Source organism: Citrobacter sp. Cb041, from assembly GCF_030336655.1.
GTDB lineage: Bacteria > Pseudomonadota > Gammaproteobacteria > Enterobacterales > Enterobacteriaceae > Citrobacter > Citrobacter braakii.
Genome location: NZ_JAOWDD010000040.1, coordinates 297498 through 314455, shown reverse-complemented (window position 1 = coordinate 314455; position 16958 = coordinate 297498). Strand labels below are relative to the sequence as shown.

Genomic DNA, 16958 nt, shown 5'->3' with positions numbered 1-16958 from the left:
ACTGTAAAATGGAAGACTTAACTCTGCGTTATTATGACGCGGAAATGCGTTATTTAAGGGAAGCGGCAAAAGAGTTTGCGCAGGCGCATCCGGATCGTGCAGCCATGCTGGATCTGGATAAAGCCGGTATTCCCGATCCCTATGTGGAGCGATTATTTGAAGGTTTTGCATTTTCGATGGGGCGATTGCGGGCCAAAATTGACGATCATCTTCCTGAATTTACCGAAGGTTTGATGAGTCTGCTGTGGCCTCATTATTTACGTACCATCCCTTCCTTAAGTATTGTCGAGCTTTTACCTGATATTGATGTGCTGAAAATGAGCGAGAGGATTAACGCGCGGTTTGGCGTATTGTCACAGCCCGTCGGTCCTAAAAAAACGGTATGTCAGTATCGTACTACACAGCCCGTCACGCTCAATCCGCTGTCTGTCACGGCGGTGAATATCGATGCGGAACCTGACGGACGCTCGGTCATCCGTATGCGAATAAAGTGCAATCCACAGATGGACTGGTCGCAAACTGATCTGACGCGCCTCAGTTTTTACCTGAGTGGTGATGCACCGGTGACCCATGCGCTGCACCTTGCTTTGACAAAGCGTCTGGCCTCTCTTTATCTGAGGCTCCCCAAAAGCGTAGAGCGTATTCGACTGGATGGTTACTTTTCACCTGGCGGATTTGCCAGTGAAGACAGTTTATGGCCAAAAGGCGATACGGCGTTTGGCGGCTGGCAATTATTGCTTGAGTATTTTACGTTCCGCGAAAAATTTATGTTTGTCCATCTTAACGGTCTGGAAAAGATAATGTTTCCTGCTGGTATAGATTGCTTTGAAATAGAGGTGGTACTGAGTCAACAGTGGAATTCTGAGCTTCCTCTGGGGAGTGAAAATATTCGTCTTCATTGCGTTCCGGTGATTAATCTCTTCACTATGGAGGCCGATCCACTGGTGGTTAATGGACTAGAAAGCGAATATTTGCTGCGTCCGCGTAGGTTGCAGGATGGACATACGGAAATTTATGCAGTCGATGCGGTTTCAGGTTCACAGCGAACGCATAACGCCGTCTATGCTCCTTTCACCAGTTTTCGCCATAAGGGAGGCATGATGCGCCGTAACGCGCCAGAGCGTTATTACCATACTCGCGTCAGACGCGGCGTATCCGGATTATATGATACATGGTTGATCCTTGGAGGAGATGCCTGGGAGCGGGATCGTCTTGCTGAGCAGGAAACCTTGTCATTAAAAGTGACCGGAACAAACGGTCAACTACCCAGGCGAGCTTTGCAGAGTTCATTGCTCAATCGCTGCGAGCAGATCCTCCAGACGCCGATTGCCGTGCGCAATCTGTGTAAGCCGACACTACCTGCTTATCCTCCCGCAGAGGATCGTTTTCACTGGCGAGTGTTGAGCCACCTGGGATCCAGCTTTCTGAATATGATGGCCAGCGCAGAAGTGCTCAAAGGAACGTTGTCTCTCTATAACTGGCAGGACGATGAGCTTAATTATCGTCGTCTGGATGCGATCATGGAGGTTCAGCAACATGAAATACAGCGCTTTGAAAAAGGATTTTTACTCCGTGGTGTGGATATCGAAATAACGCTTGATGAGAACGGATTTACCGGTGAGGGCGATATTCATCTGTTTGGTGAAATGCTTAACCGCTTTTTTGCGTTGTATGCGGATATTCACTTATTTAATCAGCTTACTTTAATCATACAGCCGGCAGGGAAAAGCTTGCGATGGAAAGAGAATCACAATCAGCGACTACCCGGCTGCTAAATAGCCTTGGTGAAAACCTACCCCGTACTAATTTTTATCGTTTCTGCCAGTTGTTGGAACAGTGGAATCCACAAGCGCCAAGTCCTGGAAGCCAACAAAGTCCGCGCTTCGATACCATTCGTTTTCGTCCTCATCCCGGGATGGGGTTCCCGGCGGGGGAGCTAAAAAATGCAGAATATGATCCGCTACAATCCGTACTTCCACCAACGGTTCGTGTCACTTTTATGGGATTGTATGGCGTGGAATCGCCGCTGCCGACAACCTATCAGGATGATATTGCCCAGCGTCAGGAAGGTTCGGACGTTGCTGCTGAGTTTCTGGATATTTTTAACCATCGCTTAATTACGCAGTTTTATCGAATCTGGCGTAAATACAGCTATCCGGCCACCTTCCGCCCAGGCGCTACAGATGAAACATCACAATATTTACTGGGGTTGACCGGGTTGGGCATTCGGGGATGCGCCACGCAAACCGAGGCTCCGTTATCGCGTTTTTTGGCGCTGTTGGGAATCATGAGAATGCCAACGCGTACGGCGGAAGGTATATCCGCGCTGGTATCTTTATTATCACCAACAACAAATATTACCGTGACTCCTCATGATAAGCGCTTAATCCTGCAGGATAAGCCGTTAAAAATGAGTACGCGGCAACCCGTTAGCCTCCATTCTCGCCCGGTGATGGGACATAGCGCTGTAGATATTAACAGCCAGGTGCTTATTACTCTTACAACGGATGTTCCCGATGAGGTTCGCGACTGGTTACCGGGCGGCCAGCTTTATCATGATTTTCTCGCGCTGATGCACGTGTATTTAGGCGCCAGAGTCAATGCAAGGCTGCAATTACGCATTCCTCGCTCGGCACTTCCGGATGCTCAACTTACCAGTAACAAATGTGAACGGGCAGTACAGCTTGGCCGCACGGCCGTTTTGCGTCTGGATAACCCGGAAGCTAATAATCAATTTATAACAATTAAACTTGGGCTTTGGCAGAGCCTTAGTCAACATGATCAGCGGAGGGAAGCCGATGAGACTGGCGATTATCGCTATTAATTTTGCCGTAATAACCGGAATGACCAGTGTGGTCACTGGATGTGGTCTGACACAAAAAGTATCGGAAGGCACGGTGTCATTAACGAAGTCTATTTTTTATAAGGAAATTAAAACGCTGCATTTGGATCTTTCCGCCAGAGAAGGCGCTAATAAAAATGCGCAGGGCATAGCGCTTTCTACGGTTGTGCGTATTTACCAACTCAAAGATCGTAAAGCGTTTGACTCGGCTAATTATCAGTCTTTATTTGTGCAAGATAGCACGGTGGTGAAAACAGATTTACTGGCCCAGAAAGATGTTTTGATACGTCCTGGTGAAAGTGTAACTGTCGATATTCCACTCGAAAAGGAAGCGAAATACGTTGCCGTGGCGGGGATGTTTATTTCTCCCGAACAGTCTGAAGATTCATGGCGCGTGGTATTACGCCGTGAAGATCTCGATCCTGATAAGGCGCGTGTGCTTGAATTAAATACCCGGACTCTGGCACTCCTGGTGCAGGAGGATGAGTAATGGTCAAGCAGCCGTCTCTTTATGACATCTTACTGGGTAATTTTTCCGGTGGTTTCCCTTTGCACTCGGTCAGTGAAAACACGCAGGTCATCTTATCCGTCCTGGATAATATGCAGCGCATTTTGAATACTCGTGCCGGTAGCCTCAAACATTTACCCGATTACGGTCTGCCGGATATGACCAAAATCCTCCAGGGAATGCCAGGTACGGCACATCAGCTTATCAGCACGCTTTCTCAGGTTTTGTTGAAGTATGAACCGCGGCTAAAAGGTATTCAAGTAACGATGCAGGAGCAGGAAACGCCGGGGCATTTGCGTTATTCCATTGATGCTGAACTGCAAGACCTTGGCATTGTTCGCTATGGTACTGATTTTACCCCTGAGGGGCGGGTTCTTATCCGTCACCTTAAGAGGCAGGGTTGGCTTGAGACTGGAGTGTACTGACATGGATAAGTATCGCATCAGCACCGGTGGTGACCCGCGTGCTTTCACGGAGTTCGGGTTGTTACGCGATGAAATCAGCAAGCTGACTCACCCCGCGCGCCCGGACGTTGACTGGCAAAAAGTTGAACAGTTAAGCCTGGCATTGTTTCGTCATAACGGCGTCGAACTGCAAACACTGTCCTGGTACACCGTCGCCAGAATACGTAATGCGGGACTGGTGGGACTTGCCGAATGCGCGGAACTCCTGGAGGCCTTACTGACGCACCACTGGAATGCAATATGGCCACAGCAAACTCATGCCCGCGTTGAGATGTTGGCATGGCTCTCAGCCCGTTTACAGCAAGAATTGCGTACGCTAACGCTGTCATATACTGATTTATCCATGGTGTATCGGGTTGAACAGAGTTTAAAACATGCCTGCGAAGTGCTGCAACGGCTTGAGTTGAAAGCGCTTAGTAAACTGGAGGCTGTCGTGACCTGGATGCACAATGCAGCTTTGCGTCTGGAGAAATCCGAACCCGATTCGGGATCGGCCATTGTGATGATACCGGCTTCAGATGCAACAAATAACGTTGTGACGTCTTTGCCACAACTGGTCTTTGTGGTTAATGAGCCAGCGTCGTCCGGGAAATCGAGCGCAGCGGTTTTAGCGACCAAAATCGATCATGGAACCAGACGGATATGGCTGGGGTTTGCTATCGGTGTCATGGTTACAGCAGTGGTGAGTACAGGCGCTTTTCTTGGTCTCAACCCTATGCGAGCCGACGGATATGAACTGGTTAAGCCATTGCCACAGGTGCCGACGCCTGAACAATTGTCCACATTGAAGCAGTCCTCAGATTTGCAGGGGAAGAAGCAAGATATAATTGCTGCAACGCAAGGGCAATTGGACGTTTTACATCGCTTGTCACCTTTGTGGTCGCGGGAATACGCTGCATCATTAGCGCAGCAGTTAGTCACTCTGTGGCCGGAAGAATCGCAGACGACAGTAATCGCGAGCAGATTACAGAAACAGTTAACTACGGAAGCGTTGCCGGAAAGTGCTCTGCAAAACTGGCATCATGCCCAGCAGGGGCTGGAAGCGTTAACCGCCCAGCTAAATGCGCTTGATGAACGCAAGGGTAAATATCTGACGGGGTCGGAGTTGAAATCAGCCATTTTCACTATCCGCCGCCAGCTTGACCAAACGCCGCCGACAGAAGAATTGTTGCGTCAAATCGATGAGGAATTAAAAAAACAGGGGAGTGTATCACCCGCTTTGTATCAGCAGCTCGATATACGACTTAACCAGCTTCTTAATCGTTATACGCTGCTGAAACAAAATGCCATTCGAGGGCGGTAGCACAGGAAATAAGCCAGCCAAAGATCATCAACTGATTCAGTTGGTTATATAAAATTGGTTGATGATCTTCGCTATAAAATCATGAAAAATTAATAACATTCATCAGGGATTATCACTGAGTGCCCTAAAAGGTTAACGCCAGGATCTCTATCGGGACCCCTATAGTGCACACTGCCCATCACTGCACCCTGATGCCATAGACGTGTTCTCGGAAACAGACAACGACTCATTCAATAACGCCCCGATTTCTGCTCCCAGCGCGAGGTCGTCTACCTGACCAAAATATTGCTGGCGTAGATATCCCTGCTGATCAATTAACGTCAACGTAGGTGTACCGCGCATAGCGTAGGACAGCATGGTCTGGGGGACATCATTGTCAGGAGACGGCATATCCACCCCGACGGGAAAAGGGATGCGGTATTCTGATAGAAAGGTTTCTAGTGCCTGTGCGGTCATTACCTCATGATGTTCAAAAACCGTATGTAGGCCAATAACGGCCACCTTATCCTGTGGAAAAGTGGCATACACACGTGAAACCTGCGGCAGTCCATGGGAAACACAGCCGGGACACAGCATCTGAAATGATTCCATTACCACGACCTTGCCGCGTAATGATTCCAGGGTTATCGGCTGTGACGTATTAAACCAGCGTTCAATTGTCAATGCTGGTGCTCGCGGATGACGAATGATATTCATGTTAACTCCAGAACCCGCACTGTGGTGCGGGTTAATTTCCGTTACTGGTTTACTTTCCCCGGCAGCGTCAGCTTGCCAGAGGCCACTTTAAATACATCCTCGACGCAAAGTAGCGGCGCATGAACGGACGCATTAACTCGTAGCCCGGCAGTTACGCCATCAAACTGGCTGGCAGTGACCACCCCAATATTATCGAACGGAACTTTCACTTCTACAGTTTCGCCTGTCAGCGTAGGATTCCAGCCCGGACTGTCCAACAGTACCGGCAAGCCAGGCCAGGTTTTAGGCAGCCTAGGTTTTTGTCCCTCAGGAATATCAACTACGGCCAGTGCGTCAGGCCCGCAGACCTCGTTAGGCTTCAGCACCACCCAGTGGGTATGCCACAGATCGCCATCATTGTTGCGGTTACCATCGCCATTTTCATCATACAGCGGCGTATCATCCAGATCAGGATGGGATGTTACCGCCAGTGCCAGGATACCGGCCTTATGTTCAAATCCCACTTCATACGGATCGATCGTTGTCGGCCAGACATAAGAGAAAATTTCCGTTCCCGCCAGCTTACCTGTCACTGCAGGCTTACTTTTACCTGCCTTGCCGGAAACTGCCATATGGAAGGTGGCAACATTCCCTTCGGTAGTGACTTTAGTGTGCACAATATCAAACTCAGCCAATACAGCCTTGTCGGCGCTGGTTTTAATACCGCCCTGATGAGGCTCATTGCCATGTGCACCGGCAGAGGTGGCGACAGCCATTGCTAATACAATCGCAATACGTTTCATTTTTATCCTTAAAGCAGATCTTTAATAAACGCACCAAAGTTGATGTGAAGCGGGATACCGCCATCCAGTACCAGGGCTGGAACAGATTGCACACCAGCTTCGATGGCCTCATTCAGTCGGGTTTTATCATTTCCGAGATGAACGATTTCTACCGTGTATTGAGCGGGATCGAGTGCCAGTGCGATTTGGTGTTCTGCATCTACGCATACCGGGCAACCTGCATGAAAGAAAACGGCTTTTTTACTCATGATGACTTTCCTTGTGTAATATTTAATGGTATCGAATCGATATCATTAAATATTACACACACACTGAAAATATTGTCAATATTGTTTTGAATCGATACTATTGATGACAGTAAATCCCCATCTTTAGAAAGTCTGGACGTTTGCTTATCCAGCACGTATCCCGGCAAGCAGAGGCAGGTTACTGTGACACTCTTTGATATTCTTGAACGCCTGGTGAGCCTGCAAATGGGCAGCTTTTATCGCCATCCGCAACTGAAAGGACTCCCCACAACATGGGTTCAGATTCTTTTCTATTTAACGCGATGCAATGGTTATTCCAATACGCCCGCTGCAACCACGGAATACCTCGGGCTGACTAAAGGCACGGTATCGCAGTCCCTGAATAAACTAGAGCGTGAAGGTTGGATTAGAAGAGAAAATGACGGCAAGGATAAACGGGTTGTCCATCTGGTTCTGACATCCAAAGCGAGTGAAGTGATGCATAGCATCATGCAGGAGACACTGCAGGAGCCGTGGGATTCATTAGCTTTTTCTGAGGAACAACTGAAAACAGTTTTTCTGGCCCATCTGCGGAGTATGCAGAAAAATCAGGGGGCCAGAATGTTCGGTGAGTGCCGTTTTTGCCGGTTTCATCAGTCGATAAATGGGCATCCCTGGTGTGGTCTAACAGAAGAGCCAATTCCCATGGAAAGCATCACATTAATTTGTCGTGAATTTGAGGAACCGGAAAATAGTTGCAGCGTTAGCGATCAGAACGAGAGAAAGGGCTAGATACTGGCTTTTGAACGGATAAAGTGCGGACATAAAAAAATCCAGAAAATGGTATGCGCATTCTCTGGATTTAAGTCCCGTTTTCAACTGATGTGGTAACACGAGTACCATCATCATGCCGTATGGGGACTGCTGTCTTACCCGTTAAGGATTTTATCTCTTAACGAACAAGCTCTGAATAAGTGGCGTCCTGACTCGGAATCGAACCAAGGACACGGGGATTTTCAATCCCTTTAAAACTGCCTATGAACTGCCTTTGAGAAGCGCGGTATGACTGGATAGCCTTACAAAAAACTTTCATATCGAGCATTACATCGGAATACATCACAAAATGATCAAATAAAACCTACCAGAATTCTACCTTGTTATTAAGAAAATAGGGATGCCCTTTTCGAGGATTACCACTACGGTTGTCTTGTGTTGATGCTAATCAGGACTGTTCTCGATTTCCCTTGATTTCACCGAGCGCGACATTAAGGTACAGAACACCATTTTGTAACGAGTAAGACAATGAATGAGATACAGCTGCAGAATGCAGCGACGCTTCTGGAAAGTGTTGTACGATGGAATGAAGTGACGGCTCTGGCTAAATTACGCTATCAGGCCGAGCTGGCACCTGATTTCAGCCTTATGGACTGGCTGAAGAATGATGAACTGGCTCTTTCACGCTATCTACGATTTTTGCTTTCTCCTGATGGAACTCATGGGCAGTCAGCACTGTTTCTAAAGGGATTTCTTTCCCTCATCGAAAAGAGTGGACACGATAGCCCTGTAGCTACCGGAGATAAAGTCAGGGTTGATTATGAAGTCACTATCGAAAATGGAAGAAAGATAGACCTGTTACTGACCTCTTCAGAAGGTGTTATTGCTATCGAAAATAAACCATGGGCAGCAGATCAGGAAAACCAGTTACGGGATTATGCGCTATGGCTGAACAAACGTGAAAGGCCCTGGAAGTTAATTTATTTATGCAACCACGAGCCGAGTGAATGGTCTCTTCCCGACACTACTCAGGAAACAATAAGGCAACATATCCTTACAATATCATGGTATGACGTCGTCGAATGGCTAAATACGTGTTTATTACATGTTCGGGCTGGTGCAGTCAGAATATTTGTTGAATCATTGATTAAATATATCAACCAGTCGATTAATGGTGAGTTTATAATGGATAATAGTCGTGAGTTGTCAGAAATCATCCGCAAGGATGGTCATTCTATTGAATCGGCATTTATGATTTTTAACCAGATGAATAAAGTTCGCAGCGATTTACTCAAAGAGTTTGTCTATGATTTAAATGCAAGTTTCATCGATTATCGTTCTATTGAAGTCCTATCGGAAAATAGTACAGATTTTTATAGTCCATTAAGTGCGGATGGTAATTACTCTTTATGCTGGAAGTTTGAATATTCAAATTATAACGGTTTATTCTTTGGCATATCAGAGATTATTCATATAGAAGAGAGGGCTGCTAAAATAGTAGCTGCAATTACAGAGAATTTCCCTCAATTGCGCATTAGGGGACCCTACACAACCTGGTCATGGTGGAGCAGGGATTTCGATCTTCAAGGGAAAAACCGTATTCCTCGTGATTGGGGAAATGACGGAAGTGTATGGGCAAAACTCCCTGAGCGTGGTGAAGACAGTATTTTTGCTGCTGTACGAGAGATGATCCTTGCCATTCACGAAAAGATCGATATGAGTCTGTTGCGCTAAATCCCTGCGCAGAGGAGAAGTAATAATGCTTCCCTTCGTCTGACCGGGCAAAGACCAGATACAGCTTACCTTGATGAATTCACCAGAAATGTATACATGCTGGGAATAATGATCATTGAAAGTTTGGGGGCTAACAGATGAGGAGTCAGTAACCGGAGGGGCAGGGATCTACTAACGGGAATGTTCAGACGGGATACGAAACGCAGGATGGTAATGTCTGAGCTGAGAGCAACCAAAAATCCCCGGCCCCAGAAAGCAAAAAACCAGCCCTAAGGCTGGTTTTTCTAAATAGTGGTGCCCGGACTCGGAATCGAACTGTAAGATGCGGGGAAATGGCGGGAAGTCTTCAGAAAGGTTACAGTCGCCGGGCAAACGCTGCCCACTACCGGTTATCTACGGATAAGAGTATTTGCTAGATGTTTATGATTTTTATGCAATATGCCACTGGTGCTTTTGCCATCAAGCGCTGACAGACAGATATTTTCAAGTTGTTGGCTACGTGGGAAGCTGCTGAAATACTTCAACCTGCTTATTTGCGATGGAAGATTGTTGGCAGTATTGATATCGGCATAGATCCTGTAATCACAAGATGTAAAGGCGTTGTCAGCTCGACGGAGCTGACCCAACCCACCTTACAGAGATTTTTTATTTTATCGAGCAAGGGATTTTACGCGAAAAAGAAGGATCTAAAGGAGATCTTTCTTTTTCCTTTCTATTTCATTCGAAGTAACTTGTCATAATCGGGAACTCTACCACTTATGTTCTCCGAAGTACCATCTGGATATGTGACAATAACTTTTCCGCGTGATGAACCTGATGTTTGAAGTTTTACGACTTTATTCAAATATAAAACAGGTTCAATTTTTATATTCCTGCTATCAGTAACTCTATAATATCTATTCCATTTGTCGTATTTTTCATTCCCTGCAAAGAGATCTAGGTCAATCTCACTAATTGAGCGATATACATATTCCATCGGGAAAAATTCAGTTTTAAAAATCAGATCACCACTGACTGAGTTTGGTTCTCCTTTCCCAAACGCATTACTGTAACCTTCATCATCAAAATCAAATACATAGTTAGCAGGGGTAATATCCTTACCATTAGCAAGAACAGATGTTTTGGCTAACTGAATTCCGACTCTGATACCACTGAGGGTCCAGCCACACTTTGTTCCACCGTCAAGGGCAATTCGGATCTGGCGAATACCCTTAGCATCAGCTGGACTGAGATCCATCTGCATGGGATTCAGTCCCCTTTCCGTACTCACATGTGATTCAGTCGTGGGATCATAAACTTTCCGTCTGCAAGTATCTGAGCGGTAAAGCACATCCAACGGTAATACCTCCGTTTCAGCTGGGAGTTTCACCGCTACAGTTACCCATTCACTACTGGCTGGGGGGTTAAGGGTATAGTCCGGGCGACTGGCACAGCCACTCAGGGGTAACAGCACCAGAAGTGGCAGCAGTCCTGCCAGATATTTAGCGTGTCGATTCAACTTCTTCCTCCGCAACTGATTTAAAACGAGTCAGGGCATTCTCGCCACCATGTAGTTTCCGGGTAACCGTCAGCGAATTGCCCACCATATCCTGCAGGGCCAGGAACATCCGGTTACGCTTCAGCTCTTCTTCCGGCGAATTTGCGCCGTATTTATCCATTTGCTCTCGGAAATCCTCCCGGTACTCTTTCCGGCTCAGTTTCAGCTCCGGCCATGCTGATTCCAGAAGCTGGTTGTTCAGGAACGGCAGATACTCACTCGCCATCGAGTGCTGGCCTGGACTGGTCATATGGTCAAAATTAGGATTGGTGTTCCGGGGGAAAACCTTCTGAATATCTGTGGCCGGGAACTCACGCACAAACGCCTCCTGCGCCTCTTTGGCCTCCGTGTTTTCAGCCTCAGACAGCGACGGGACAAGGAACAACTTAACTTTGTGCATATCGCTTGAGCTGAGACGGCGGCAGGTATGGCTGTTCATCGTTTTACATTCCAGCCAGGTTCGGGTCTGTGTGGCGCGGAAGAAAACCACCGGGCTGCCGTGATGCCAGTAGTGCTCACCGATGTAGGCTCCGGCCATCTGCACCGGCAACTCGGCTGCCAGCGTCCAGAAAAAGCCGAGCGTGGTTCCTAGAGGGCCAAACTTACCGTACATCCAGTTATCCAGATTGGCATCAAACGGTACGCTGGTGATGGTATCGCTGTCGTTGACGTGCCGATAGTGAGTGATCTGATAGAGATTACCCACGGCATCCGCAGTAAAGGTCCTGGGCATTCCGTATGTATAGAGTATCGGCGCAAATTCCTTCATCTCCGCAGCATGAGTCAACCCCAGTGCTCCGCCCAGACTGTGACCGGCGATAAACAGTTTTTTTCCGCCATCAGCTATTCTTTTTATTTCTTTAAATTCATCCCCAAACCGCTCTTTCGCCAGCTGATATGCCTCCAGAAACCCACCATGAATACGACCAGCTTTAGCCAGCTCTGACGGACAAGGCTGCGGCGAATACCAGCCATCGGTGACCCAGTCTGGAACTTCCTGCGTTCCCCGCCATGCCACAACTACATGGACCGCATTTTCAACGTAAAAAAGCTGGGTGCTGTCGAGCAATAAGCGGATGGGGGCTTTGTCACTTAAGCGGGATGAGTCCAGAAATTCAGCAGAGATGTACCGTTCACGGAACGGTACATCAACAACAAGCGCGTAAGGAAATGACGGAAATTCTTCATATTTCGGCGTCGTGGACAAATCCAGGCACTTTTCCAGGAAAAACGGCTTAATCACCGAGTTCCCACCTTTCGCATAGGCCTTATCAGCCATCACGCCGAGGTTATAGCCATTTGCCAGCGAATAGTCTTTTGTATCGTGCAGCACCAGCGACCACGCCCGGAAGGGACAAATCTCAATAACATGGCGCTTTTCCAGTGCCTCCCGCGCTACCTTCGTGCCTTTCAGCGATGTTCCGTGCGGAAAGTGAAACCGGGGTGGCTCTTTATCCTTCCATTCAGGGATATCAGGCATTCGGTCACACAGCTCACCGATAGTCACATAATGATGGTCATAGCCATGCTGTTCCGCGCTAATTTGCACGTTTGAACGCCATTTCGGATCACGCGTTTCTGGCCGGAATATATTACTACTTACCGGCTGGCTGTTCGGGTTGCGGCTGATGCTGAGTGGACGTTGTTCCATTTCGTCGGCCAGCTTCTGACCGTCTGTTTTCACATCAACGTTAATCCAGTACAGGTCATCAAACCGCACCACTCCCTGGCTGTCAGTGACACTGGCGGGCGGGTTCGGTGGCGGCGAGGGATCGAACCGGCTGTCGCCTCCTCGCCTCAACAGTGCCAGCTCCGCCTCCGTTGCAAGCTGGTGGTATTCCAGTTGCACGTTGAGGCCGGATACCGGGTTGTTGTTCTCATCTACAAACTGCAGCTCCAGCCAGTACATCCGCTGCTTACCGCAGGCGACTTCTTTGTACTTCATTTTGTGACTCAGGCAGGTCACTGTCGTGTTGTCTGTTGCGTCCATTATGCGGTTAAATCCTTTTAATTCAATTTGTTAAATTGCTTTCCACCTTGCGCGGGGCGTAACTTAACCAAAATATTCACTGTTATCTTAATATGCAATGGGCTGGAGGTTGCAGGTCATTTAGGGATTTTACGGTAAGCCCCGTTTTGCAGAACTTTCTATCTCCGATTGAGATCCTGTCTCTCGGTATTACCAGTATTCTGACCATAATCCCCCATGGATCATATTGATATAGTAGGAATAATACCCAAAAGGTGACTAAAGCTAAATCAATAAGAGTGAAAAATGTTCGGTTTGATGTAGGGGGAGTGAGGAGGGGTCAAATCAGGTTGTATGCGTTTTACTTCAGACCGGACAAAGACCGGATGTAGCCGTGCAGTAATGAATCTGTTAGCCAGGTACACATGATGGAAATAGTGTTTATTGGGTATAGGAAGTCTGACAGGGAAGGCCCCTGCGACCAGAGGGGTTGGTAGCAGCTCAAGAGAAATGCTCATGCTGGATGGCAGAGGCAGGGCAGGGGCATCGGCGAGCATCTCGACCAGAACCCTGAAAAGCAAAAACCCGCCTCTAGGGCGGGTTCTTTAAATAGTGGTGCCCGGACTCGGAATCGAACCAAGGACACGGGGATTTTCAATCCCCTGCTCTACCGACTGAGCTATCCGGGCAACGAGGCGCATTAAACCCGATTCGCTTCGCTTCGTCAACGAAATTTCTTCAAATCAATGCAGACTGCACAATCTATCACCACATTGCTGCTAATGCACGCATTCTCAGCCAAAAAATGCCGTCCAGGCGGCGGAAAGCGGCATTGCCAGCAGCAGGGCAGGAAGCATATTCACAACCGCAAACATCTTGATGCCGCAAATACGCAAACCGGTTGCCAGCAGCAATAGACCGCCTACGGCGCTGAAATCGGCCATCATAGCTGGCGTCGTCAGGGGTAAAATCAGTGCTGCACAGGTGGCAAGCGTTAACTGGATTGCCAGCATCGGCATGCAAATGGCGGATACCGCGATTCCTAATGAGCAGGCAAAAATGATGGCCGTGAAGAAATCCAAAAATGACTTGGCGATTAAAATATTCGGGTCGCCGGTCATCCCTTCATGTATCGCACCGAAGATCCCGGTACCGCTGGCGCAAAACAGCACAATGATAGCCACATAGCTTTGAATAAAGGATTCGTGCGTAACGTTGGCGTCCGAGCGGGTGAAAACCTGCTGCGCTTTGGCTACCGCGGCATTGATCCCTTTTTCCAGATGACAGAACTCGCCAATTAACGCGCCGACGAGCGTTGCCAGAACCATCACCGGTAGGTTGGCGCATTTGATAACCAGCAAGATACCAATCCCTAACGAGGCCAGCCCGAAAATAGAGGTCATGGAGACCCGAATGCGTTCTGGTATATGCTGGCTGAGCAGCGCGCCGAGAATGCCACCAAATAAAATGGCGCTGGCATTAATAAAGGGTCCGATTACCACATTTGCTCCTGCATACCCATCATCGTCTTGATACTAAAGGCAATTAGCTGGGTGAAATTATGTTTCAGATTGCATTATTATGCCGCAACTTTCAGACGAAATGCTTGCTTATCTGTAAGGTTTTCGCGCAAGATTTTATCTTGCGCCTGTAATTGAAAGGTGCCATGATTGCGCGAATTTTCTCCTGTCTGAATGGGGCTGCCTGGGATGATATTACTCCCCCTACATCGCCTTCAACATCGCCTTTTTGCGCGACGTTTGCCCCTTCCCGCGACTTATCTTTACGCTCCCACCATGCGGTGAGGGCAGCGCACGCTCACTGCAGGATAACAGTAAAATCAGAGGCTATCTGCTTTTACTGATGTCTGGCGGTCGGGGCTGGTAACCAGTTTGACCTGTCATTTCGTGGGCAAAGCCATGCGGCGTTGTCCGGGACTTTTGATTTTCCCGAAACGGGTTATTGCGCTTATGAAATCAATGAAAATTGCCGCCAGTAGTGAACTGGTTTCTCGTCTGTCCAGCCATCGTCAGGTGGTGTCGCTGGACAGTACCGATTTTACTGACGTTGCGGCAGTCGTCATTACCGTTGCGGACAGCCGCAGTGGGATCCTGGCTTTGCTGAAACGCACCGGTTTTCATCTACCTGTGTTTCTGTTCGCAGAGTCTGATGTTGATGTGCCTGCGGGCGTTAATGCGGTAATTCGCGGTCAGGCTCAGGACTGGCTGGAGCTGGAATCTGCTGCCTGTCAGTATGAGGAAGAGCTGCTGCCGCCGTTCTATGACACGCTTACCCAGTATGTCGAAATGGGGAACAGCACGTTTGCCTGCCCGGGACACCAACACGGTGAGTTTTTTAAGAAGCATCCTGCGGGCCGACATTTCTATGAGTTCTTTGGTGAGAATCTGTTTCGCGCGGATATGTGCAACGCTGACGTTAAGCTTGGCGATCTGTTGATTCATGAAGGATCAGCGAAACATGCGCAGAAATTTGCCGCGAAAGTTTTCCACGCGGATAAAACCTACTTTGTGCTGAATGGGACCTCTGCGGCCAATAAAGTGGTCACCAATGCGCTGCTGACGCGCGGCGATCTGGTGCTGTTTGACCGCAACAATCATAAATCGAACCACCACGGGGCGCTGATCCAGGCGGGGGCTACGCCGGTTTACCTGGAAGCGGCGCGTAATCCGTTTGGCTTTATTGGCGGCATTGATGAGCACTGCTTTGATGAGGAGTATCTGCGCCAGCAACTTCGAGAAGTTGCGCCGCAAAAGGCTGATCAACCGCGCCCGTTCCGTCTGGCGATCATTCAGTTGGGTACCTATGACGGTACGATCTACAACGCCCGACAGGTGATCGACAAGATCGGTCACCTGTGCGATTACATTCTGTTTGATTCCGCATGGGTCGGTTACGAGCAATTTATCCCGATGATGGCCGATGGGTCGCCGCTGCTGCTGGAGCTCAATGCTAACGATCCGGGGATTTTTGTCACTCAGTCGGTACACAAACAGCAGGCCGGATTCTCGCAAACCTCGCAGATCCATAAAAAGGATAACCATATTCGCGGCCAGGCGCGGTTCTGCCCGCATAAGCGTCTGAACAATGCGTTTATGCTGCATGCTTCCACCAGCCCGTTTTACCCGCTGTTTGCGGCGCTGGACGTTAACGCCAAAATCCATGAAGGCGAGAGCGGCCGTCGGCTATGGGAGGAATGTGTGACGCTGGGGATCGAGGCCCGCAAAGCGATTATTACCCGCTGTAAGCTGCTTCAACCGTTTATTCCTCCGGTAGTGGATGGCAAACCGTGGGAAAGCTATCCGACACAGGTGATTGCCAGCGAGCGTCGCTTCTTTAGCTTTGAACCTGGTGCTAAATGGCATGGTTTTTCTGGATATGCACGCGACCAGTATTTTGTCGATCCCTGCAAACTGCTGTTAACCACTCCGGGCATTGATGCGCAAACCGGGCAATATACTGAGTTTGGCATTCCGGCGACGATTTTGGCGCATTATCTGCGTGAAAACGGTATCGTGCCGGAGAAATGCGACCTTAACTCGATTCTGTTCCTGCTGACCCCGGCAGAAAGCGCTGAGAAACTGGCGCAACTGGTCGCGATGCTGGCGCAGTTTGAGCAGCATATTGAAGACGATACGCCGCTGGCAAACGTGCTGCCCACCATCTTCAACAAGTATCCGGTACGTTACCGGGATTACACGCTGCGTGAACTGTGTCAGGAGATGCACTCACTGTACGTCAGCTTTGATGTGAAAGATCTGCAAAAAGCGATGTTCCGTCAGGAGAGTTTACCTGCCGTGGCGATGAACCCACAGGATGCTAACAGCGCCTTTATCCGCGGTGATGTTGAACTGGTGCGTATTTGTGATGCCGCTGGTCGCATTGCGGCAGAAGGCGCGCTGCCTTATCCTCCGGGCGTACTGTGCGTGGTACCGGGCGAAGTATGGGGCGGGGCGGTGCAACGTTACTTCTTGGCATTGGAAGAGGGCATAAACCTGCTGCCGGGCTTCTCGCCGGAGCTGCAAGGGGTTTACAGTGAAACGGATGTAGACGGTATTAAACGTCTGTATGGATATGTTCTGAAGTAAGCGTCATCTGACCAAA

14 protein-coding genes and 1 tRNA gene are annotated in these 16958 nt (G+C 48.7%); 8 read left to right on the top strand and 7 right to left on the bottom strand.

Annotated features, from left to right (window positions below):
• The first annotated feature begins 8 nt into the window (after positions 1-8).
• From tssF to OGV52_RS16905, 5 genes are read left to right on the top strand one after another with little or no spacing between them, the layout of a single operon-like run.
• Positions 9-1775: a type VI secretion system baseplate subunit TssF gene (gene tssF, locus OGV52_RS16925; protein WP_287108827.1), complete on the top strand. Its 1767-nt coding sequence runs from the start codon at positions 9-11 to the stop codon at positions 1773-1775.
• Positions 1736-2824 carry a type VI secretion system baseplate subunit TssG gene (tssG, locus tag OGV52_RS16920; RefSeq protein ID WP_287108826.1) on the top strand — a complete coding sequence of 363 codons (1089 nt, stop codon included), beginning with the start codon at positions 1736-1738 and terminating at the stop codon, positions 2822-2824. Before tssF ends, tssG begins: the two co-directional genes overlap by 40 nt.
• Positions 2799-3332, top strand: a complete 534-nt coding sequence (gene tssJ, locus OGV52_RS16915) for a type VI secretion system lipoprotein TssJ (protein ID WP_287108825.1) — start codon at positions 2799-2801, stop codon at positions 3330-3332. The genes tssG and tssJ overlap by 26 nt, the downstream gene beginning before the upstream one ends.
• On the top strand, positions 3332-3775 hold the full coding sequence (gene tssE, locus OGV52_RS16910) for a type VI secretion system baseplate subunit TssE (RefSeq protein WP_047414982.1): 444 nt from the start codon (positions 3332-3334) through the stop codon (positions 3773-3775). The genes tssJ and tssE overlap by 1 nt, the downstream gene beginning before the upstream one ends.
• Position 3776: 1 nt before the next feature.
• Positions 3777-5117, top strand: coding sequence for a VasL domain-containing protein (locus OGV52_RS16905; protein WP_287108824.1), 1341 nt, complete (start codon positions 3777-3779; stop codon positions 5115-5117).
• 159 nt (positions 5118-5276) lie between these two features.
• On the opposite strand, the gene OGV52_RS16900 is transcribed toward OGV52_RS16905, so the two are convergent.
• From OGV52_RS16900 to OGV52_RS16890, 3 genes are read right to left on the bottom strand one after another with little or no spacing between them, the layout of a single operon-like run.
• Positions 5277-5813 (bottom strand): redoxin domain-containing protein, encoded by a 537-nt coding sequence (locus OGV52_RS16900; RefSeq protein ID WP_047499262.1) that lies wholly within the window; start codon positions 5811-5813, stop codon positions 5277-5279.
• 41 nt (positions 5814-5854) lie between these two features.
• Positions 5855-6595, bottom strand: coding sequence for a hypothetical protein (locus tag OGV52_RS16895; protein ID WP_049282737.1), 741 nt, complete (start codon positions 6593-6595; stop codon positions 5855-5857).
• A gap of 8 nt (positions 6596-6603) precedes the next feature.
• The gene (locus OGV52_RS16890; protein WP_046276182.1) at positions 6604-6843 is read right to left on the bottom strand and encodes a thioredoxin domain-containing protein; all 240 of its coding nucleotides are present in this window, start codon (positions 6841-6843) and stop codon (positions 6604-6606) included.
• A 183-nt stretch (positions 6844-7026) separates the two neighbouring features.
• Here OGV52_RS16890 and OGV52_RS16885 point away from each other — a divergent pair, with 183 nt between their 5' ends.
• Entirely contained in the window at positions 7027-7614 is a 588-nt protein-coding gene (locus tag OGV52_RS16885) for a MarR family winged helix-turn-helix transcriptional regulator (RefSeq protein ID WP_049282739.1), read from the top strand.
• 510 nt (positions 7615-8124) lie between these two features.
• Positions 8125-9330, top strand: coding sequence for a PDDEXK-like family protein (locus OGV52_RS16880; RefSeq protein ID WP_153690027.1), 1206 nt, complete (start codon positions 8125-8127; stop codon positions 9328-9330).
• A 712-nt stretch (positions 9331-10042) separates the two neighbouring features.
• On the opposite strand, the gene OGV52_RS16875 is transcribed toward OGV52_RS16880, so the two are convergent.
• The 4 genes from OGV52_RS16875 to OGV52_RS16860 form a co-directional block, all read right to left on the bottom strand.
• Positions 10043-10573 carry a hypothetical protein gene (locus OGV52_RS16875; RefSeq protein WP_149382417.1) on the bottom strand — a complete coding sequence of 177 codons (531 nt, stop codon included), beginning with the start codon at positions 10571-10573 and terminating at the stop codon, positions 10043-10045.
• Between the two features lie 238 nt (positions 10574-10811).
• A complete protein-coding gene (locus tag OGV52_RS16870) occupies positions 10812-12857 on the bottom strand; it encodes a lipase family protein (protein WP_233623823.1) in 2046 nt (681 codons plus the stop codon).
• A 592-nt stretch (positions 12858-13449) separates the two neighbouring features.
• Positions 13450-13525, bottom strand: a tRNA-Phe gene (locus tag OGV52_RS16865).
• Positions 13526-13630: 105 nt separating this feature from the next.
• Positions 13631-14338, bottom strand: a complete 708-nt coding sequence (locus OGV52_RS16860; protein WP_046274954.1) for a DUF554 domain-containing protein — start codon at positions 14336-14338, stop codon at positions 13631-13633.
• Between the two features lie 468 nt (positions 14339-14806).
• Between OGV52_RS16860 and OGV52_RS16855 the strand changes: the two genes are divergently transcribed.
• Entirely contained in the window at positions 14807-16942 is a 2136-nt protein-coding gene (locus tag OGV52_RS16855) for an ornithine decarboxylase (RefSeq protein ID WP_200108164.1), read from the top strand.
• Positions 16943-16958: the final 16 nt, after the last annotated feature.